This window comes from Tomitella cavernea, assembly GCF_016599145.1.
Lineage (GTDB): Bacteria > Actinomycetota > Actinomycetes > Mycobacteriales > Mycobacteriaceae > Tomitella > Tomitella cavernae.
Genome location: NZ_JAENKO010000061.1, coordinates 1 through 19,432, shown reverse-complemented (window position 1 = coordinate 19,432; position 19,432 = coordinate 1). Strand labels below are relative to the sequence as shown.

General features: G+C 70.2%; 20 protein-coding genes and 1 pseudogene. 14 read left to right on the top strand and 7 right to left on the bottom strand.

Annotated elements, in window-relative coordinates; genetic code table 11:
* The 10 genes from JJ683_RS16650 to JJ683_RS16605 form a co-directional block, all read left to right on the top strand.
* Window positions 1-479, top strand: a 479-nt coding sequence (locus JJ683_RS16650; RefSeq protein WP_200175756.1) for a helix-turn-helix domain-containing protein, incomplete at its 5' end; no start/stop codon positions are given.
* A gap of 255 nt (window positions 480-734) precedes the next feature.
* Window positions 735-1,991 carry an alpha/beta hydrolase family protein gene (locus JJ683_RS16645; RefSeq protein ID WP_242474801.1) on the top strand — a complete coding sequence of 419 codons (1,257 nt, stop codon included), beginning with the start codon at window positions 735-737 and terminating at the stop codon, window positions 1,989-1,991.
* 321 nt (window positions 1,992-2,312) lie between these two features.
* Entirely contained in the window at window positions 2,313-3,242 is a 930-nt protein-coding gene (locus JJ683_RS16640) for a metal ABC transporter substrate-binding protein (RefSeq protein ID WP_200175754.1), read from the top strand.
* 50 nt (window positions 3,243-3,292) lie between these two features.
* A complete protein-coding gene (locus tag JJ683_RS16635; RefSeq protein ID WP_372435332.1) occupies window positions 3,293-4,054 on the top strand; it encodes a metal ABC transporter ATP-binding protein in 762 nt (253 codons plus the stop codon).
* A gap of 11 nt (window positions 4,055-4,065) precedes the next feature.
* A complete protein-coding gene (locus tag JJ683_RS16630) occupies window positions 4,066-4,908 on the top strand; it encodes a metal ABC transporter permease (protein ID WP_372435331.1) in 843 nt (280 codons plus the stop codon).
* 175 nt (window positions 4,909-5,083) lie between these two features.
* Window positions 5,084-6,100, top strand: a complete 1,017-nt coding sequence (locus JJ683_RS16625; protein WP_200175750.1) for a hypothetical protein — start codon at window positions 5,084-5,086, stop codon at window positions 6,098-6,100.
* A gap of 186 nt (window positions 6,101-6,286) precedes the next feature.
* On the top strand, window positions 6,287-6,739 hold the full coding sequence (locus tag JJ683_RS16620; RefSeq protein WP_200175748.1) for a DUF6790 family protein: 453 nt from the start codon (window positions 6,287-6,289) through the stop codon (window positions 6,737-6,739).
* Window positions 6,740-6,814: 75 nt separating this feature from the next.
* Entirely contained in the window at window positions 6,815-7,825 is a 1,011-nt protein-coding gene (locus JJ683_RS16615; RefSeq protein WP_200175746.1) for an ATP-binding cassette domain-containing protein, read from the top strand.
* Window positions 7,822-8,667, top strand: coding sequence for an ABC transporter permease (locus tag JJ683_RS16610; protein ID WP_200175745.1), 846 nt, complete (start codon window positions 7,822-7,824; stop codon window positions 8,665-8,667). Before JJ683_RS16615 ends, JJ683_RS16610 begins: the two co-directional genes overlap by 4 nt.
* A gap of 245 nt (window positions 8,668-8,912) precedes the next feature.
* Window positions 8,913-9,077 carry a hypothetical protein gene (locus JJ683_RS16605; RefSeq protein WP_200175744.1) on the top strand — a complete coding sequence of 55 codons (165 nt, stop codon included), beginning with the start codon at window positions 8,913-8,915 and terminating at the stop codon, window positions 9,075-9,077.
* A gap of 202 nt (window positions 9,078-9,279) precedes the next feature.
* Here the strand turns inward: JJ683_RS16605 and JJ683_RS16600 are convergent, their stop codons facing one another.
* The 5 genes from JJ683_RS16600 to JJ683_RS16580 all read right to left on the bottom strand — a co-directional run bounded on the left by JJ683_RS16600 (window position 9,280) and on the right by JJ683_RS16580 (window position 13,433).
* Window positions 9,280-10,770, bottom strand: coding sequence for an alpha,alpha-trehalose-phosphate synthase (UDP-forming) (locus JJ683_RS16600; protein ID WP_200175743.1), 1,491 nt, complete (start codon window positions 10,768-10,770; stop codon window positions 9,280-9,282).
* Between the two features lie 71 nt (window positions 10,771-10,841).
* Entirely contained in the window at window positions 10,842-11,306 is a 465-nt protein-coding gene (locus JJ683_RS16595; protein ID WP_200175742.1) for an STAS domain-containing protein, read from the bottom strand.
* 221 nt (window positions 11,307-11,527) lie between these two features.
* Window positions 11,528-12,541 (bottom strand): DUF892 family protein, encoded by a 1,014-nt coding sequence (locus JJ683_RS16590; RefSeq protein WP_200175741.1) that lies wholly within the window; start codon window positions 12,539-12,541, stop codon window positions 11,528-11,530.
* A gap of 476 nt (window positions 12,542-13,017) precedes the next feature.
* On the bottom strand, window positions 13,018-13,227 hold the full coding sequence (locus JJ683_RS16585; protein ID WP_200175739.1) for a hypothetical protein: 210 nt from the start codon (window positions 13,225-13,227) through the stop codon (window positions 13,018-13,020).
* 5 nt (window positions 13,228-13,232) lie between these two features.
* On the bottom strand, window positions 13,233-13,433 hold the full coding sequence (locus JJ683_RS16580; protein WP_200175737.1) for a CsbD family protein: 201 nt from the start codon (window positions 13,431-13,433) through the stop codon (window positions 13,233-13,235).
* Between the two features lie 174 nt (window positions 13,434-13,607).
* Here JJ683_RS16580 and JJ683_RS16575 point away from each other — a divergent pair, with 174 nt between their 5' ends.
* The 3 genes from JJ683_RS16575 (at window position 13,608) to JJ683_RS16565 (ending at window position 15,924) form a co-directional block, all read left to right on the top strand.
* Window positions 13,608-14,270 (top strand): helix-turn-helix transcriptional regulator, encoded by a 663-nt coding sequence (locus JJ683_RS16575; RefSeq protein WP_307810995.1) that lies wholly within the window; start codon window positions 13,608-13,610, stop codon window positions 14,268-14,270.
* 575 nt (window positions 14,271-14,845) lie between these two features.
* Window positions 14,846-15,187, top strand: a complete 342-nt coding sequence (locus JJ683_RS16570) for a VOC family protein (RefSeq protein WP_200175735.1) — start codon at window positions 14,846-14,848, stop codon at window positions 15,185-15,187.
* The gene (locus JJ683_RS16565; RefSeq protein ID WP_200175733.1) at window positions 15,187-15,924 is read left to right on the top strand and encodes an SDR family NAD(P)-dependent oxidoreductase; all 738 of its coding nucleotides are present in this window, start codon (window positions 15,187-15,189) and stop codon (window positions 15,922-15,924) included. The genes JJ683_RS16570 and JJ683_RS16565 overlap by 1 nt, the downstream gene beginning before the upstream one ends.
* Before the next feature lie 467 nt (window positions 15,925-16,391).
* Here the strand turns inward: JJ683_RS16565 and JJ683_RS19495 are convergent, their stop codons facing one another.
* Entirely contained in the window at window positions 16,392-16,514 is a 123-nt protein-coding gene (locus tag JJ683_RS19495; RefSeq protein ID WP_277952156.1) for a hypothetical protein, read from the bottom strand.
* Between the two features lie 409 nt (window positions 16,515-16,923).
* On the opposite strand from JJ683_RS19495, the gene JJ683_RS16560 reads away from it, so the two are divergent.
* A complete protein-coding gene (locus tag JJ683_RS16560; protein ID WP_200175730.1) occupies window positions 16,924-19,086 on the top strand; it encodes a prolyl oligopeptidase family serine peptidase in 2,163 nt (720 codons plus the stop codon).
* 16 nt (window positions 19,087-19,102) lie between these two features.
* On the opposite strand, the pseudogene JJ683_RS16555 reads toward JJ683_RS16560, so the two are convergent.
* Window positions 19,103-19,432, bottom strand: a pseudogene (locus JJ683_RS16555) (cytochrome ubiquinol oxidase subunit I); the annotation flags it as partial.

Sequence of the window (19,432 nt, the reverse complement as noted above, 5' to 3'; positions counted from 1 at the left end):
CCGGCGCGGAACCCGACCCGGCCGCCGCCCTGCCGCACGCCGTCGCCGCGGCCGCGCGGTTCCGGGCGCTCGGGATGCCGCTGGAGGAAGCCGGCGCGTGGGAGGAGGCCGCCTGCCGTGCCGCCGAAGGCGGTGACCTGCGCGGTGCACGCACCCATGCCCGCACCGCGCAGGCTCTCTTCGACGGTGCCGGCGCTCCCACGTCCGTCGCACGCGTCGCAACGCGCCTGCGCGCGCGTGGGCTGAGGATCGGCTCCACCGCGGCCCGCCGCAAGCCGACCAGCGGCTGGGACAGCCTGACCGTCACCGAGACCCGCGTCACCGCGCTCGTGGGCCAGGGCTTGACCGGCCCGCAGATCGCCGACCGGTTGGGGATCTCCCCCAGGACCGTGCAGACCCATGTCTCCCATGTGCTGACGAAGCTGGGGCTGCAGACGCGCATCGAGCTCGCCGTCGCCTTCGCCAATCGCCCTGGTTGACACCGAACTCTCCGCGCATTGACAGATGATCCGCCGACGACTCGTCCTTACGCTGTATTCATCTCACCTTCAGCGAAGAGGCCCGGATTGAAAACTCGACCAGATCGCAACTCCGTCCCGCGCCGCACGGTCCTGTGGGGCGCCGCTGCGGGAGCCGCGTTGCCCGCCGCATACGGACTGTTCGCGGCCCCCGCCGCCACCGCGGCGCCCGCCCGGGCCGCCGTCCCCACTGAAGAAGGAGCCTCCGTGGCCGGCATGATCAGCGACAACGCCTTGTGGAACAGCTGGGCGGAACGGGCGCTGGTGCGCGTCGCCGCCGCAGGGGCGGACTTCGGCGAGATCCTCGTGGCGGCCGCCGGGGTGCCGGACGGCGACATGGACACCTGGTTCTCGCAGTGGACCGCGGTGGCCGAACGGTCTGCGGCGCAGGCACGGGACTGCGCCGCACGCGGACACGCGGTCAGCGCGCGCGGCGCCTGGCTGCGGGCCTGCACCTATCACCAGATCGCGGCCTTCGCCCTGTTCGGCTCGCCCGGCGATCGGTTGACGGCCTCCTTCGAGCAGCAGTCCCGGTGTTTCGAATCCGGCGCGGCACTGCTGCCGTATCCGGTGACGCCGGTGGAGATCCCCCTCGACGGCCATCTGATGCAGGGCTACTTCTGCCGGCCCGACGACTCTGGCGCCCGCCGGCCCACGGTCGTCTACACCAACGGCTACGACGGCACCGCGCAGGAGATGTTCTTCGCGCACGTCCCCGCCGCCGTCGAGCGCGGCTACAACATCTTGGTCTTCGATGGCCCCGGACAGGGCCGCATGCTCATCAGGGACGGGGTCCCGATCCACCCGCACTGGGATTCGGTGGTGGGCGCCGCCATCGATCAGGTGCTGCGGCGACCGGACGTCGACGCGGACCGCATCGTGCTTTCCGGCTGGAGCTTCGGGGGCTTCCTGGCACCACGCGCAGCGTGCGGCGAGCATCGGATCGCCGCCTTGATCGCCGACCCCGGCGCGCTGGACCAGAGCCGGACACTGCTGAAGTTCATGTCCCCGGACGATGCCGCGGGCTTCCCGGAGACCGCGTCCCCCCGGCTGATCGGCCAGCTCGCTGCGATCGAGGAGCACCTGCGCGTGAACGGTCCCGCGGCGCCCCGCTGGCAGATCATCCAGCGCGGCCTCTGGGTGCACGGGAAGGACACGCTCTTCGACTACTTGGCCGACCTGACGCGCTTCGACATCAGCGCCGTCGCGGGCGGCATCGACTGCCCCACGTTGCTGACCGCGGCGGAGAACGACCCGCTCAGCGCGGGCGCCCCCGCACTGCGCGACGCGATCGGCTCCAATGCCACGCTGGTCGAGTTCACCGCGGCGGAGGGTGCGGGCGGGCACTGCGAGTCGCATGCCCGGGCGCTCTACCACCAGCGGGTCTATGACTGGCTCGACGAGACTCTGCGCCCCGGCGGTGGCACGGGCGCCGGTTCCCTCGGTTCGCTGGGCAGCCTCGGATCGGCCTGACCGCGATGCGGATTCTGCCGCGCAGGTGCTCAACCTTCACTGCGCGAGCACTGCGAGACACCGGCATCGACCGAAGACCCGCAGACCCCCGGAATGAGCGGCAACCGGATTATTGCGCATGATTATCATTCCAGATAGGCGTCGGGGCCGAGCGCCCTGGAACGCATCGTCCTCGCCGTGCACCGCTCGCCCGAGCAGGATCGGCCCCCGCAGCACTCGCTGACGACTGTGCTCACCAGCGACGCGGAACATCACCACTGGCCGCGGAAGCAGCGGGGCCCGGAGGCAGTCCGCTGCCCGCACTGCTCTAGAGTTTTCGGTATGCCGAACTTTTGTTGTCGTACATCCGTATTACGGGGCGTCGTGGCGGTGGCGGCAGTGGCGCTGCTGGCCGGCTGTGCGCCGCGGGCCGGTGCCGGCGACGACGATCGACCGGTGGTGCTGACCACGTTCACCGTGCTGGCCGATATCGCCCGCCAGGTGGCCGGAGATCATCTGCACGTCGAGTCCATCACCAAGCCGGGCGCCGAGATCCACGGCTACCAGCCCACCCCCGGCGACGTGCGCAAGGCGGCGCGGGCGGATCTGATCGTCGACAACGGGCTGGATCTGGAGTTGTGGTTCGACCGGTTCCTCGCCGACGCCGATGCCCCGCACGTCGTCGCGTCCGCCGGGGTCGAGCCGATCGCGATCACCGGGGACGCCTACGCGGGCCGGCCGAATCCGCACGCGTGGATGTCGCCGGCCAACGTGCAGGCCTACGCCGCCACCCTGGCCGACGCGTTCGCCGGACTGGACCCGGCGCATGCGGACGATTTCCAGGCGAACGCGCAGCAATACCAGCGGCAGCTGCAGCAGGTCGACGACGACCTCGCCCGGCGCTTGGCCGCCGTCCCGGAGAGCCAGCGGGTGCTGGTCACGTGCGAGGGGGCGTTCACGTATCTGGCCCGCGACGCCGGGCTCACCGAGCAGTACCTGTGGCCGGTCAATGCGGAGAATCAGGCCACGCCCCAGCAGGTCGCCGCGGTGGTCGATCACGTCCGAGACAACGACGTGCCCGCGGTGTTCTGCGAATCGACCGTCTCGGACAAGCCGATGCGCCAGGTCGTCGAGGCGACCGGGGCCGAGTTCGGCGGCACGCTGTACGTCGACTCGCTCAGCGGACCGGACGGCCCGGTGCCGACCTACCTGGACCTGATCCGCTACGACACCGACACCATCGCCGACGCGCTGACAGGAGCACGCGAGTGACGAATGACCACACTGCACCGGAGCAGCAGCCCGGTGCTGCACCGCATGCGGTGCAGGCCCGCAAGGTCACGGTCCGCTACGGGGCGGTGACGGCGCTCGACGACGCGACGTTGGCCGTACGCCCGGGCCGCGTATGCGGGTTGATCGGCATGAACGGTTCCGGCAAGTCGACGCTGTTCAACGCGCTGATGGGACGCATCGTCCCGGAGAGCGGGCGGGTGCGGATCGCAGGGATGGCCCCGGCTGCCGCACGCCGACGCGGCCTCGTCGGCTACGTGCCGCAAGCCGAGAACGTCGACTGGGACTTTCCCGTCTCGGTGCGCGATGTGGTGATGATGGGCCGCTACGGCCGCCTGGGCCCGGCGCGCCGGCCCCGGCGGGCCGACAAGGCGGCCGTGGCCGACGCGCTCGATCGCGTCGAGCTGGCCGACCACGCCGACAGGCAGATAGGACAGCTCTCCGGCGGGCAGAAGAAGCGCGCATTCGTCGCCCGCGGCATCGCCCAGGGCGCCGACGTGCTGCTCCTCGACGAGCCGTTCGCCGGCGTGGACACCCGCTCGCAGGCCACGATCACCGCGCTGCTGCGCGCCCTCGCCGCGGACGGGCGCACCATCATCGTCTCCACCCACGACCTGCACGGTCTGCCCGCGCTGGCGGACGAGGCCGCGTTACTGCGCCACCGCGTGCTCATGCACGACTCCGTCGCCGAGGTGCTGCGGCCGGAGAACATCGCCCACGCCTTCGGCCTCGAGCAGCCCGCGCACGCCGGCCTCGAGCAGCCCGCGCACGCCGGCATCGAGGAGCCGATGTGAACCCGATCGAGATGCTCACCGAACCGCTGTCGTACCCGTTCATGGTCCGCGCACTGGTCACCACCGTGATCGCCGCTATCGTGTGCGCGCTGCTGTCGTGCTGGCTGGTGCTGGTCGGCTGGTCGCTGATGGGCGATGCGGTCTCGCACGCCGTGCTGCCCGGCGTCGTCCTCGCCTACATCCTCGGCGCCCCGTTCGCGCTCGGCGCCATCGTGTTCGGCGTTCTCGCCGTCGTGTTGATCGGCGTGGTACGCACCACCAGCCGGGTCAAAGAGGACGCCGCGATCGGCATCGTGTTCACCGCCCTGTTCGCGCTGGGGCTGGCGCTGGTGTCGGTCACCCCCAGCCACGTGGACCTGAACCACATCATCTTCGGCAACATCCTGGGCATCGCGAACGCCGACATGGTCCAAGTCGCCGTGCTGGCAGCGGTGGCGGCCGCGGTGATCCTCGTCAAACGACGGGATCTGATGCTGTACGCGTTCGACCCCACCCATGCGCACGCGATCGGGCTGTCCACCCGACGGCTGTCCGCGATCCTGCTGGGGCTGCTGGCCGTGACCTCGGTGGTGGCGCTGCAGGTGGTCGGCGTGATCCTGGTGGTGGCGATGCTCATCGTCCCGGGCGCGACAGCGCACCTGCTCACCGACCGGTTCACCCGCATGCTGCTGATCGCCCCGGCGCTGTCGGCGGCCTGCTCGGTCACCGGCATCTACCTCAGCTACCACCTGGACGCCGCGTCCGGCGCGATGGTGGTGCTCACCCAGGCGGCCGTGTTCACCGCCGCCTACCTGTTCGCCCCCCGTCGCGGGATCATCGTCCGCCATGCGCGCCGTGCCCCGGCCGCCTCATGAGGCGCCATGGCGGGGCGTGCGCATTGAGAAGTCGGCATCGATTCCAGCGCCCGTCCGGGTGTAAAATCGGTGTCTGCTCGATGCGCCTCCACTCTGCGATGTGCGAGGGCGTTCCGCCGATGCGCGGTTCGTCGTCGCGCGTCTGACCCACCCTCATGATCCGGGGACGGACACCATGGAGTCCCGCACACTCGGCACGGCCACCGATGATCAGATTCGTGCGGCGCTGGGAGCGATGTCCGCCGTCGTGGCCCCGGACGCCGCTCCGCCGCGCCGCGGCGCACAGCTGATCGCCGCGACCCCGCAGGGGGTCTTCGGCCGCACGCTCCGCCTCGACGGCCCGATACCGGTGGTGCCGCCCGACCTGCTGCCCCGCGTGCTGGGCACCGCCCCCACGCTGCGTGCGCGCACGGGCGAGCTGGTGGCCATCGCGGCGTTGGCGGATGCGATGATCGAACCCGACCGGCTCGACCTCGTCCTCGACTATGCCGCCGCCCTGGGGATCGAGGCGGCGTGGGTGGGGCAGGTGGCCGATCTCGCCGCGGGACGATACGACCGCGCGCTCGCCGACATGGTCCGCCGCAATACGGCGACCTTCCCGGGCCTCGGCGACCCGCACGGCGACCCCGACCTGTTTCCGTACACGGGGCGCACCGACGCAGACAAGCGCGTCGCCGCCGCATTCGCCGGGCTCGAGGCCTATCCGCACGGGAGCTTCGGGCACGCGTTCTGGGTGCACTTCCGCCGGCACGGCTTCCGCTTCCCGGGGCAGGAGGGGGCCTTCCACGACGTCTTCGCCGTCCCGCACGACGGCCTGCACGTGCTCTCCGGCTACGACACGTCGATGCAGGGCGAGCTGTTGGTGAGCACCTTCACCGGCGGCATGCACGGGCGCGACGCGCTGGCCGCGCACCTGTTGCCGGTGATCCTGCAATGGCATGTGGGCGTCGAGGTGAACGGTATCGGCGCCCAGCACGGGGCCCTCGATCCCCGCAAGTTCCTCGTCGCGTGGCAGCGCGGCCGCGCCCAGAGCGTGGACGTGCTGGACCCGCGCTGGCGGTTCTTCACCGTCGCACCGCGCCCGCTGGCGGAACTGCGCGAAGCCTACGGGATACCCGCACTCGCCGACGCCGACCGCGCCAGCGGTCCGGAGGTCAACGTGACGGCCGAGGCCGACCCGGCCGCCGCCTGAGCCCCGGCAGAGTCACCGCACCGGCAGAGTCACCGCACCGGCCGCCACACCCCGACCCCTCACCCGCACCCCCTGGGACACGCCATGACGCACACTCGACCCACCCGTTTCACCAGCACACCCGCGGCACCGGCACCGGCACCGGCACCGGACGAGGCTCCTCCCCTGCTGCTTCGGCTGCTGGGGATGACCACCTTCATCGGCGTCGCGGGCTTCATCATCGCCGAGATCGTCCAGCTCGCCGCGTCCGGCACGTCCGGCTACGCCGATCACAGCCTGCTCAACGCGCTCACGTGGCTGGCCGGAGTGAACTCGCTCGTCGTCGGCTGCGGGCACCTGCTGCTCCCCGATCCCATCGCCGAGTCCATCGGCTGGGGCACGCGCAGCCCCTTCCAGTGGGAGGTCGGCCTCGCCGGCGTGAGCATGGGCGTACTGGGCATCCTCGCGGGCAGCGGATTCGACCGGCAGTTCCAGCTCGCCGCGGTGATCGCGTTCGCCGTGTTCTACCTCGGCGCCGCCGTCGGCCACGTCAAGGAGATGGTGGTGGAACGCAACTTCGCGCCGGGCAACGCCGGGTTCATCTTCTGGTACGACCTCGCCGCGCCCGTCCTCGTGATCGTCCTGTACGCGGTCACATGACCTGCCGATGATTTTCCACGGCCCGGGCGGTCAACCACTGTGCGCACTCTTTCGTCCCACTACACCGAGGCAGCAATGACACCCACGCTGACAAGCACCCTCCGTGCCGGCCGCCCCCGGCAGCCCGGCGCCGTCGCCATCGAGGCGGTGGGCCTGGTCAAAAAGTTCGGCGACCTCACCGCCGTCGACCACGTCGGTTTCGCCGTCCCGCAGGGCACGGTATTGGGCCTGCTGGGGCCCAACGGCGCCGGCAAGACCACCACCGTCCGCATGATGACCACGCTGTCCCCGCCGACGAGCGGCACCGCGCGTGTCGCCGGCTACGACGTGCGCACCGAGCCGGACAAGGTGCGCCGCAGCATGGGCCTCACCGGCCAGGCCGCCACCGTCGACGAGATCCTCACCGGCCGCGAGAACCTCCGCATGATCGGCGGCCTGTACGGGATCGGGCGCAGGGAGCTGGCACGGCGCTCCCGGGAACTGCTCGCGCAATTCTCCCTCGAAGACGCCGGCGATAAACAGGTCAAGTCGTACTCGGGCGGCATGCGGCGTCGCCTCGACCTGGCCGTGTCGCTGCTCGCGGCGCCGCCGGTGCTGTTCCTCGACGAGCCCACCACCGGCCTGGACCCGCGCAGCCGTTCGGAGTTGTGGGGCATGCTGCGCGGGCTCGTCGAGCAGGGGACCACGCTGCTGCTCACCACCCAATACCTGGAGGAGGCCGACCAGCTGGCGGACAACATCATCGTCATCGACAAGGGGAGGGTCATCGCCGAGGGCACCCCGGCGCAGCTCAAAGACCAGGCCGGCGCCGCCAGCCTGGTGCTCACCCTCACCGACGCCGACGACGTCCCGGCGGCCGAGGCGCTGCTCCGCGAGGCCGGCGGCGACGTGTTCGTCGACCACACCGCGCGCAGGCTGACGACTCCCGCCGAGGGGCTCGACGACCTCACACGGGTGGCCGAACGGCTCGGCGCACACCGCATCTCCGTCGACGACATCGGCCTGGCACGGCCGAGCCTCGACGACGTGTTCCTTTCCCTCACCGGCCATTCCGCCGACGACGACACCGCACGGGAGCCCTCATGACCACCACCGCACCGGACCGCGTCTCCGCCGGGCCGGTGACCACCGCCCCCACAGGGATCTGGCAGCAATCGTGGATCATGGTCCGCCGCAACCTGATCCACACCAAGCGCATGCCGGAGATGCTCTCCGACGTCACCATCCAGCCGGTCATGTTCGTGGTGCTGTTCGCGTACGTGTTCGGCGCGTCCATCACCAACACCGGCGGGCCGTCCTACAAGGAGTTCCTGCTGCCCGGCATCATGGGGCAGACGATCGTGTTCACCGCGTTCATCGTCGCCACCGGCATCACCGCGGACCTGGACAAGGGCATCATCGACCGGTTCCGGTCGCTGCCGATCCGCCGCTCCTCGGTGCTCATCGGCCGCAGCATCGCGAGCCTGCTGCACTCGTCCATCGGCATCGTCGTCATGGCTCTGACCGGCCTGGCCATCGGCTGGCGCATCCGGAACTCGGCCGCAGAAGCGTTGCTGGCGTTCGCCCTGGTGCTGCTGTTCGGGTTCGGCATGATCTGGCTCGGCATCCTCATCGGCTCGTGGCTGCGCTCGGTCGAGGCGGTCAACGGGTTCATGTTCGCGACGCTGTTCCCCATCACGTTCCTGTCCAACGCCTTCGTGCCGACGGCGCCGATGCCGACGTGGCTGCGCACCATCGCCGAGTGGAACCCCGTGTCATCGCTGGTGCAATCGCTGCGGGTGCTGTGGGGCAACGGACCGGCGGCGGGCCCCGACGCCGCGCTGCCGCTGCATTACCCGGTGATCACCACCCTGGTGTGGACCGTCGTGCTCACCATGACGTTCGCGCCCTTCGCCCTGCGCGCCTACGCCAAACGCACCGCCGACTGAACCGGTGCCCGGCATGGAAGCAGATCGCCATGGCCGGGCTCGTCTGCTCGACGATCGGCCTCGGCGCCGCCGAATCCCCGGACGTGCACCGCTTCATCGATGACTCTGGAGTCGGTGTCCAGCGAGCACATGACCCGCGAGTTGCTTTTCGTTGAATTTGCTGATTCTGTGTGTACTGCACATCACAGGATGGTCGGCGTCCCTGGCGATTCCGGGATCGCGCCGGCACGACGAAGGGGGAACCCATGGGATCCAGCGATTTCCTGCAGTCCGCGATCGGCGACGCGAGCTTCGGCAGCCTGGCCGACTGGCTGGCCGCGGCCACCGTCGGCTCGATCAACGGCGGCGGCATCAACGGCGGGTCGACCAACATCGACACCGTCAACCTGGGCAGCACGTTCGCGTCCTGATCGCGGCGGGCAAGCCCGGGCCCGGCGTCGCGGGAGCCACCCGCGACGCCGGGCCCTTTGCACGCTTCGGCTCCGCCGCCCTGCTCGCCTGTCCCGCAGGTCAGCAGCGGCGATCGGCCGCTGCAGCATCGTCGGGATCCGCGGCATGGCCCCGTCGGCGTGCGTCCAGCGCGCGCAGACGCGCCCCGGCCGGGGCGTGCGTCTATGCGCCTGCGGGCGCGTGCGGGAGCGCAGCACCCCGAGTGCTCACGCCGAGGACAGTGCGCCCCGCCCGCGCGCGGTGCAGGACGCCCAGGTAGCTGCGCGCCCACGCATGCACGTCATGACGGCGGACCTGTCGGTGCATCGTGTCCATGCGTCGACTCCGTTGCGCGACGGGGTCGTTCAGCACGGCGTCGACCGTCGATGCGAGCCGGTCGGTGTCGTACGGGTTCACCAGGTATGCCCCGTGCAGCTCGGCGGCGGCCCCGGCGAACTCGCTGAGTATCAGCGCACCGTCCGCGTCCGGGTGGCAGGCGGCGTATTCCTTGGCCACCAGGTTCATCCCGTCCCGGAGCGGCGTCACCAGCATGAGGTCCGTTGCGACCAGGAATGCCGCCAATTCTTCGCGGCCCACAGACCGGTGCAGGTAGTGCACCGCGGGACGCCCGAGCGCTCCGTACGCACCGTTGATGTGCCCCACTTCGATCTCGATCCGTCTGCGCAGCTCCCGGTACTGCGGGATCCGTTCGCGGCTGGGCGTGACGATCTGCACCGTCGCGTGGCGTCCGGGAATCAGGCGCCCCTGCTTGTACAGCGCGTCGAGCGCGGCGAGTCGCTCCGGGATGCCTTTGGTGTAGTCGAGCCGGTCGACGCTGAGGATGACAGTGTCCGGTTGCCCCAGTTCCGCGCGTATCCGCCGTGCCCGCCCGCGGACGGCGGCGCTGGTTGCCAGAGTGGTCAGCCCCGCGGCGTCGACCGCCACCGGAAACGCACCCGTCCACGCCACGCGTCCACCCACATGGATGCGCCCGATCGCGTCGGCTCCCGGCGGGTCGATCGCCGAGCCTCGGATGGCGGCGGTCCGCCGGAAGTTCTCGGCGTCGCGCGGCAGCTGAAAGCCGACCAGGTCGGCGCCGAGCATGCCGTCGATGATCTCCGTCCACCATGGCAACTGCATGAACAGTTCCTCGGGGGGAAACGGGATGTGCAGAAAGAAGCCGATCGTCACATCGGGCCGCAGCGTGCGCAGCATCGCCGGCACCAGCAGAAGCTGATAGTCGTGCACCCATACCGTCGCCCCCGGTGCCGCCGCCAGCGCGGCGGCCTCCGCGAAGCGCGTATTCACCTGGACGTAGCTCTGCCACCAGCCGCGATCAAGCGTCGGCGGGACGATCGTGTCATGAAACAGCGGCCAGACGGTCGCGTTCGAGAACCCCTCGTAGTAGCCGGCCAGTTCCCGGGCGCTGAGGCTCACCGGATGGACGCGCATCCCGTCGTGGCTGAACGGTGCGGTCCGGCGGTCGCACTCTCCGGCCCACCCGATCCATACGCCCTGCGCGCGGCGCAGCACCGGCTCCAGCGCGGTCACCAGGCCGCCGGGACTGCGCCGCCAGGACGGCTCCCCCGATTCCGTCGGCTCCCCGACCACCGGCAGACGGTTGGCCACGACGACGAAATCGGACCGCTGCGGACGGCACGGCACGGACTGCATCAGGCGCTCCTCAACCACGGAGATGCACACTTGCGGAGTAGCCGGCTCCGCAGAAAATTACGCATCCCACGTCAGCGGATCACCCGCAGGAACTCGGCCTTGGCCTCGGCGACGGATGCGTACACCGGCAGCGCATCCTGGAGCCCGAGGCGTTCGATGATGCTGTGCAGCGACGGCGGGCAGGCGGCAAGCCGCAGTGCGGCACCCGACTGTGCGAGCCGCGCGCTGTAGTCGAGCAGTAGCTCGAGGCAGCCGCCGCTGCAGAACTGCAGCCCGACCAGGTCGACGATCGTATCGCAGTCGGGAAGCATCGCAATCTGGCTTTGCAGTTCAGCCCCGTTTGCGGCGTCCACGTCGCCGCGCACCGCCACGATTCTCGGAATGCCGGTACCCGTCACGACCAACGGGCGCGGTGGTGCTTCCGCGCGGCCGGTCGCCGCCACGGCCGCGCGATGCGGCGCTGCGGCGACGGCGGCCGACGCAGGGGCGCCGTCGTCCGCGCCGGACAGGGAACTCAGCGGTGAAACCAATGACATCGGGCACCCCTCCGTTGCGATAACCGATCAGTGTCGGCATGCCGGGGTCAGGGGCAGCTGCTCACAAGTATGCCAGCCATCATGACGCTCGTCACGAGGATCGGAAACGGCGCTGGGAGGCAAGAGAAGCCGGCTGCCGCCTCCGTCGCCATGTGCAACTATCCGTGCGCAGGAGGCGGCCCGGACGGCATGTGCGCGGCCGGCCGGCATCGTGACACGTGTCAGCGCGAAGCGTCGGCGATCGCATCGCGGCGGGCATTCAACGCGTCGACGGCGCCGGTGCGGTCCTTGTGGTGTTGCTCGTAACGCACGAGCGCCGTGAGATCCTCCGGCCGGGTGAGCTGTGCGGCGGCGTCACCGACTTGGGCGACGGTCAGGTCGTCGTAGTCGCTCACCGGAAGTTCATCGTGGCGCAGGGCACCGGCGGCCGTGCGCGCCGCGCGCAGCGCTGATGCCGTGCCAGTGGCATCGTCGCGCTCGGCGATCGTTTGCGCCGTGGCCAGGCTCGCATCCCGGCCGGCCGTCAACGACTCGTCCACGGCCGCGGTGGCCCCGCCGATGCGGCGCTGCACGCTACGCAGCCGATCGGCGACGGCATTGACCTGCTCCGCGGTCACTCGGGCCGGGTAGCCTGCGATGCGCGTCACCCACACCACCGATCGCTGCACCGCGGTGGGGGCGATCACGGGCGGCCCGCCCGCGGCGTCTTTGTCGAGCGCCTCGCGCACCCACGCGGCGGTGCCTGCGTGGCTGTCGGCGAGGTCCCGCGCCAGTGCGGCGATCTGCCGGCGGCCCGCCGCGTCGGCCAGGGCAGCGGTGTAGCGGGCGCGGTCGTGGAGTTGTTGTGCGAGCGTGAGGTCGTCGAACAGCGTTTCGCGGGTCGGTTCGCCCTGTTCGACGAGAGCTTGCCCGGCGGCGACGATCCGGCCGATCGCCGGGGTGACCACATCGGGGACCGCATCGAGTCCGCGCAGCGCGGAGGCGATGCGGTCGGAATGGCGCCGGGCGTCGGTCGCGGTCTTGGCGAACCGGGCGCGCAAAGCCTGGGTGCGCGCCTGCGTCTCCCGCGCCTGTGCCGTCTGCTGTTCCCTGCGTGTCAGCGCCTGCAGCACGCGGAGCTGCGCGATCAACGACTCGTTCGCCTCGTTGTCGCGGGGCCTGCCGGATTCTGCCGCCGGTGTTCGCCCGGTGTCACGCGCCGGGACGTTGCGTTCCTGCATCTGAGTGCGGCTCACAGTTCCTCCTTGCTATGCGGCCTGCGGGACCCGTCCCTCATCGCCTGGGGCCCGGTCCGACGGCAGGCCCGGAGTGGGTTTTCAGCGTCTGCGTCTGCGTTTTCTGCGTCTGCGTTGTCGCTGCGCGCATCTCCGGCCTCCACGCGTTGCGGCCGTCGACGACGACGTTGGTGCAGTGCCGCACACGGCAACCTGCGCAGAACCGTCTGTCACGGCCACAAGGTGTCGGCACGCGGCGACCTGACATGCGTACCCGGTCGGCATGAAAGAAAACGTCCGTGCCGCCCGGGCGCTGCCGCAGCCACGGCCACCGGTCTGTCTTCGTGGTGAACAGGCGTCGCCTCAGGTCCGGGCGGCCAGCGGACCGGGCGGGTCCGGCTGCGACGACGGCGGGTATGCAGGTGGATACGAGCCGGCGGCGTGCTGTCGCCGAACATGTCGGTCAGCTCTGCAGGGGTGCGGGCGGTGTCGCCCGGCTAGGGCAAGTCGGTGGGCGCTTCGAGGTCTCCGACGATTACGTCGACCGGCGCGGCCACCAGCGGCGTCACCGCGTCGCGCACCGCGCACACGTCGCTGTGGTAGACGGCGATGATGTGGACCTCGACCCGGGACGACTGCTCGTCCTCGCCGGCGCCGCCGTCGTCCTCGTCGAGGTGCACGTCGTGCACGGTGATACCGAAGCGCATGGCGTTCAGTGGTCGCCGGTGATCTTGTCGGCCACCTCGTTGGCCTTGTCCTTGGCCTTCTCCACGCCCTTCTTCACACCCGAGGACGCCTGATCGCCTCGACCCTCGTCCTTGAGGTCGTCATCGCCGGTGGCGGCGCCGGCCGCTTCCTTGCCGCGCCCCTTGAGCTCTTCGGCCTTGTTGGTGAACTTGTCCTGTACTCCCATGGTTTCCTCCTGATGGATGATGTGGATGGCTGTTGCGGGGTGCAGACGCCTCTCCCGCCGACAACCCCCGCGGGGCCGTCGCGCGTCCCACCGGCCACAACAACGACGCTACGCGCACCAAGGGGGTACTGCTTCACCCTTAGGGGTGAAGTTTTATCGGATACAGTGTCCGGTGTGGGTGGTATTCGCGTGGCGTTGGTCGATGACTACGAGGTCGTGGTCCGCGGGCTGGCCGTGATGCTGCGGACCTACGGGGACCGGGTGGAGGTCGTCGAGTTGGATGCGAACACCCGTGTCGACGGCCGGGTGGACATCGCCTTGTACGACTCGTTCGCGAACCCGCAGGGCGACCGCAGCCAGGTGCGCGCGCTGGCGGCCAATCCGCTGGTGGACAAGGTGGCGGTGTATTCGTGGAATCTCGATGCGCTGCTTGTCGAGTCGGCGTTCGCGAACGGGGCCAGCGGGTACGTGGCCAAGTCCCTTCCGGCACGGCAGTTGGTCGTCGCCCTCGAGGAGGTTCACCGGGGCGTCCGGCAGGTCCATGCCGGAGTGCCGGGCACGAGGGTGGTCGTCGGAGACTGGCCGGGCCGCGAGGAAGGGCTGACGCAACGCGAAGCCGAGGTTCTCGCGCTGATCACCCAGGGGCTGAGCAATAGCGCGATCGCCGAGCATGCGCACCTGTCGATCAACTCGGTCAAGACCTACATCCGCAACTGTTACCGGCGGATCGGGGTGACCAGCCGGGCGCAGGCGGTGCTCTGGGGCGTCGAACACGGCTTCCGGCCCGACCGCGCGCGCATCCCCCACCCGCCCCAAGTCCCCGGCGTGCAGCAGTAGGTCTGGCTTCGGGCTGCAGGATCGGAGGCGAGTCGTCGCGTTGGAGGCAGGAGGAAGTACGGTGCCGCCGAGCCGCGCGGATCCGTCGCACCGATGACGCGGTCCTCATCAAGCTTGCGGAACACGCCGCCGATCGGAAGCTGGTCATACACCGTTGTCGCGGTGTCGGCCCCGCGGTAGCGGGTCGTACCGCGCCGTCGCCGGTAGCGAACAGCAGCGGGTCGACCGGTTCGTCGTCGATGAATTGTTCGCCCCACCGTCCGCTGGTGTTGAGCATGCCGTCCAACGCGTGGCCGCTCGGGACTCCGAACCGCGCCAGGTTCCGATCATGACCCCCGCCGCGACGGCGGGCGCGGCGTCGAAACGGGCAAGCGGATCAGAGAGGGCCTCGGGAGTCGTAGAGCAGCTCTCGCTCGCCGCCGCCCCGTTGGCGACAGACAGCAGGGCGGCGGGACCAGAGGGCGCGGGGAACGACGACGTCCGCGCGATAACCCTCGTTGCGGGCCGGCCGGCACGTACTGCGCGACGGGGGCTGCTGAGGCGCAGCCGTCGCCGTCGTGCCATACGCTGACCGCATGGCGCGACTGACGATGGTGGAGTTCCCCACCTCGACTGCTTCCGGTTCGGCCCGCATCTTCGAGGAAGCCTTCGGCTGGCAGCACAGCGAGTACGGCCCCGAATACACCGACGTGCAACTTGACGGCGAGCAGAGCCTGGGATTCCAGCAGGACGCCGCCGAGGCGCCGTCCGGGCCGCTGACGATCATCGAGGTCGACGACCTCGACGCGACCCGCCGCTCCGTCGAGGCGGCCGGCGGGGTGGTCACGACCGCGCCGTTCGACTTTCCCGGCGGCACGCGTTTTCATTTCCGCGAGCCGGGCGGCAACGTGCTCGCCGCGTGGGTACGGCGGCCGTAATGAGCTACGCCAAGGTCACCGTCGTCATCGGCGCGGCGTCCGGGATCGGTGCCGCCACCGCCGATGTCCTGGAACAGGCGGGCCACGTCGTCGTCCGCGCCGACGTGCACGCGGGAGACGGGATCGCGCCCGTGGATGTCACCGACGAGGCCAGTGTCGCGGCATTGTTCGACGCGGCGGTCGCCGAACATGGCGGGTTCACCGGCACGGTGAACTGTGCCGGGGTGAGCACGATGGCGCCGGTGGTCGACCATGACGCCGCCGATTTCCGGCGCACCATCGACGTGTGTCTCACCGGATCGTTCCTCGTGCTCAAGCACGCCGGGAAACGGGTCTCCGACGGGGGCTCGCTGGTGACGCTGACCTCGCTCAACGCGCGCCAGCCGGGTGCGGGCCTGTCCGCCTACTGCGCCGCCAAGGCCGGGGTCGTCATGCTCACCGAAGTGACGGCACTGGAACTCGCCCCGCGGCGCATCAGGGTCAACGCGGTGGCCCCCGGGCTGGTCGTCACCCCGCTGACGTCGCATGCGATGCAGATCCCGGGCGTGCGCGACGAGTACGTGGAGAACACTCCGCTGGGCCGCACCGGCGAGCCCGCCGAGATCGGCGCCGCCATCCGGTATCTCCTGTCCGACGACGCGTCGTGGATCACCGGGGAGAACCTCGACATCAACGGCGGGGCGCACCTGCAGCGCTATCCCGACCTGCCGGGGCGTGTGGCGGGGGCGCGGGGGTAGCCGAGTGCTCGTTTCCCCTTCTCAGCAGCACGCACATGATCCGGCCCCCACGTTTTCGCAACGTGGGGGCCGGATCCTCCACTTCAGGGGAAGCGTCGGCTCAAACGAGCCGCGAGCTCAGGCGTTTCAGCGCAGGCTGCCGGTCGCGAGCACGAAGATGTCGTTGAACGAACCGTAGGCCGCGCTCGCGAACGAATCGAGAATGCCCTTGAACGTGTCGGCAACGTTGGCGATGGAACCCAGCATGTGAAACTCCTTCAGAGATCTACATCAAGTACATGAACTGACGTGGGGCCCAACCGAATTGGCCAACCCCGCGCCCGTCACTACGTACATCGGGCCGCCCACACCACACCGTTAGCCGCCGCGGCAGTGACCGTCACCACACTTCGTCGACACCCCCGAGACACCAGGAGGGCCCCACCCGCGAGGTGAGGCCCTCCTGGCTCAGCGCGTAAGCGCAGGTGTTACTTGCCGAGGCTGCCGGTGGCCAGCTCGAAGACCTTGTCGAACGCGGTCGACCCGGCGCCCGCGAAGTCGTCGAAGATGCCCTTGAACGTGTTCAGGATGCCGTCGATGGAACCGAGCATGTGAAACTCCTTTGTCCGTGTCACGCGTTTCCATGGATGACCTTGCGGGGTAAGCCTTTCGGCGCACCCGGAACTAGGCCGCTGCTGCGTGAACGAGTCCGACCCTAGATGGCACCTTAACCTCGCGCAATTTCATTCGGGTGAGATTCTCCGTCTTCAGATTGCCGCGCCCGCCTCGGAAGAACGACAGAAAACCGCAGCGCACAAGGCAATCTGCGCGTCATAACGATCCGGCAACGGCGCCGATATGCCTATTCAATCTGAAAGAGTGCCGTTCCCCACAGAGTGTCACGCAGTGATCGTCATCGCTCACGCACGCTACTCACCTCACCTTTGTGTCTTTCCCCGCACCCGTCACTTCCCGGAGACACCGCACCGCCCCGCATTACTCGGCTGCGACAATGTCCGCATGGACACCACCGCGAGCACCCCGGCGCACGCGCCCGAACCCGCCGACCCGCACCTGTGGCTCGAGGACGTCGACGGCGAGAAGCAACTGGCGTGGGTCCGCGAACGCAACGCGGTGACGGCAGCCCGCTTCACCGAGACGGAACGGTTCGCCGCCACCCGCGACCGTCTGCGCGGCATCCTCGATACCGATTCGCGCATCGCCTTCCCGCGCCGCCGCGGCGAGTACCTGTACAACTTCTGGCGGGATGCCCAGCACGTCCGCGGCATCTGGCGCCGCACCACGCTCGAGTCCTACCGCTCCGACGCCCCCGAGTGGGACGTGATCATCGACCTCGACGCCCTCGCCGACGCCGAGGGCGAGAACTGGATGTGGGCCGGCACTTCGGTACTGCGGGTGTGGGACCCGCAGGATCCCGATGCCCGCCCGGATCATCCGCGCGCCCTCGTCTCCCTGTCCCGCGGCGGGGCCGACGCGGTGGTCGTGCGCGAGTTCGACATGGCCACGCGCGAATTCATCGCCCCCGAACAGGGTGGGTTCACACTGGCCGAGGCCAAGTCCGAGCTCTCCTGGATCGACGCCGACACCGTCTACGTGGGCACCGACGTGGGTGAGGAGTCGCTCACCGACTCCGGCTACCCGCGCACGGCCCGCCTGTGGCGCCGCGGCACGGCCGTCGAGGACGCCCCGGTGGTGTTCGAGGGCACGCGGCAGGACGTCGCCGTCTCCGTCTTCTACGACGACACCCCCGGCTACGAGCGGCACCTGGCCGAGCGGGCCCTCGATTTCTACACCACCGAGCGCTACCTGCTCGCCCCCGGCGCCGAGCCCGAGCCGCTGGACGTGCCCGGCGACTCCGAGGTGTCGCTGCACCGGGGGTGGCTGTTCGTGTTCCTGCGCTCCGGCTGGGCCGTGGGCGGCGCCGAGTACTCCCCCGGGACCCTGCTGCGCGCCGACCTGGCCGCCTACCGCCGCGGCGGGCGGGCGATGACGGTGCTGTTCCAGCCGGAGGCGCACCGCAGCCTGGAGAACTTCACCGTCACCCGCCACCACCTGCTGCTCACCGTGCTCGAGGACGTGCGCACCCGTCTGGTCGTGCTCGACCTGGAACGGCCCGACCCGGCCGCGGCCCGCGCCATCGACGGCGTGCCCGCCGACGCGACGGTGAGCGTCATCGGCACCGACGCCGACTTCACCGACGAGGTGTTCGTCGTGTCCACCGGGTTCCTGCAGCCCGCGACCCTGCTGCACGGGCAAGTGGATACCGGCGTGGCGCCACTCAAGTCGGCACCCGGCTTCTTCGACGCGGCTGGCCTCGCAGTCGACCAGCACTTCGCCGTCTCCGACGACGGCACCCGCATCCCCTACTTCGTCGTCGCGCCCCGCGCAGGGGCCCGCGCAGAGCCCGGCGCCGAGCGGACCCCCGCGCCGACACTGCTCTACGGCTACGGCGGCTTCGAGAACGCGCTGACCCCCGGCTACTCGGGGCTCACCGGCGCGGGCTGGCTCGAGCGCGGCGGGGTGTACGTGGTGGCGAACATCCGCGGCGGCGGCGAGTACGGGCCGCAGTGGCACACCCAAGCGGTGAAGGCGGGCCGGCACCGGGTGTACGAGGACTTCGCGGCGGTGGCGCGCGACCTGGTGGCCCGCGGCATCACCACCCCCTCGCTGTTGGGGGCCCAAGGCGGCAGCAACGGCGGCCTGCTCATGGGCGTCATGCTCACCGCGTACCCGGAGCTGTTCGGCGCGCTGGTGTGCCAGGTGCCGCTGCTGGACATGCGCCGCTACCACCGGCTGCTCGCCGGCGCGTCGTGGATGGCCGAGTACGGCGACCCCGACGACCCGGCCGAATGGGACTACATCTCCCGCTACTCGCCCTACCAGAACACCGACCCGGCGGCCGACTACCCGCCGGTGCTGCTCACCACCTCCACCCGCGACGACCGCGTGCACCCCGGGCACGCCCGCAAGATGGCGGCCACGCTGGCCGAGCAGGGGCACCCGGTCTGGTACTACGAGAACATCGAGGGCGGCCACGGCGGCGCGGCGGACAACGCCCAGCACGCATTCAAGGCCGCGCTGGCCTACGAGTTCCTGTGGACCACGCTGCGCGGAGATCGGCGAGGAGACGCCGCCCCCGCCGACGGGGAGAGCGCCGGGTAGCCGAGGGGTGCACGGTTCACCGCTGTGGCGGGCCGGACTCCACCAGCTCCTCGGGTTCCTCCTCGTGCCGGGCGCCCCACCCCACGTGCGCCTCGGCACGCATGCGCTCGACCATGTGCGGGTAGTGCAGCTCGAACGCCGGACGCTCCGAGCGGATGCGCGGCAGCTCGGTGAAGTTGTGCCGCGGCGGCGGGCAGGACGTCGCCCACTCCAGCGAACTGCCGTAGCCCCACGGGTCGTCCACGGTGACGACCTCGCCGTACCGGTAGCTCTTGAACACGTTCCACAGGAACGGCAGCGTCGAGGCGCCGAGCACGAACGCGAAGATCGTCGACACCGTGTTCAG

Coding starts and splice junctions, on each gene's coding strand:
- JJ683_RS16565 (WP_200175733.1), top strand. CDS start 15,187: ATGAGCTACGCCAAGGTCACCGTCGTCATCGGCGCGGCGTCCGGGATC.
- JJ683_RS16645 (WP_242474801.1), top strand. CDS start 735: ATGATCAGCGACAACGCCTTGTGGAACAGCTGGGCGGAACGGGCGCTG.
- JJ683_RS16570 (WP_200175735.1), top strand. CDS start 14,846: ATGGCGCGACTGACGATGGTGGAGTTCCCCACCTCGACTGCTTCCGGT.
- JJ683_RS16600 (WP_200175743.1), bottom strand. CDS start 10,770: ATGCAGTCCGTGCCGTGCCGTCCGCAGCGGTCCGATTTCGTCGTCGTG.
- JJ683_RS16630 (WP_372435331.1), top strand. CDS start 4,066: ATGCTCACCGAACCGCTGTCGTACCCGTTCATGGTCCGCGCACTGGTC.
- JJ683_RS16595 (WP_200175742.1), bottom strand. CDS start 11,306: ATGTCATTGGTTTCACCGCTGAGTTCCCTGTCCGGCGCGGACGACGGC.
- JJ683_RS16585 (WP_200175739.1), bottom strand. CDS start 13,227: ATGCGCTTCGGTATCACCGTGCACGACGTGCACCTCGACGAGGACGAC.
- JJ683_RS19495 (WP_277952156.1), bottom strand. CDS start 16,514: ATGCTCGGTTCCATCGACGGCATCCTGAACACGTTCAAGGGCATCTTC.
- JJ683_RS16580 (WP_200175737.1), bottom strand. CDS start 13,433: ATGGGAGTACAGGACAAGTTCACCAACAAGGCCGAAGAGCTCAAGGGG.
- JJ683_RS16640 (WP_200175754.1), top strand. CDS start 2,313: ATGCCGAACTTTTGTTGTCGTACATCCGTATTACGGGGCGTCGTGGCG.
- JJ683_RS16615 (WP_200175746.1), top strand. CDS start 6,815: ATGACACCCACGCTGACAAGCACCCTCCGTGCCGGCCGCCCCCGGCAG.
- JJ683_RS16620 (WP_200175748.1), top strand. CDS start 6,287: ATGACCACCTTCATCGGCGTCGCGGGCTTCATCATCGCCGAGATCGTC.
- JJ683_RS16625 (WP_200175750.1), top strand. CDS start 5,084: ATGGAGTCCCGCACACTCGGCACGGCCACCGATGATCAGATTCGTGCG.
- JJ683_RS16560 (WP_200175730.1), top strand. CDS start 16,924: ATGGACACCACCGCGAGCACCCCGGCGCACGCGCCCGAACCCGCCGAC.
- JJ683_RS16605 (WP_200175744.1), top strand. CDS start 8,913: ATGGGATCCAGCGATTTCCTGCAGTCCGCGATCGGCGACGCGAGCTTC.
- JJ683_RS16610 (WP_200175745.1), top strand. CDS start 7,822: ATGACCACCACCGCACCGGACCGCGTCTCCGCCGGGCCGGTGACCACC.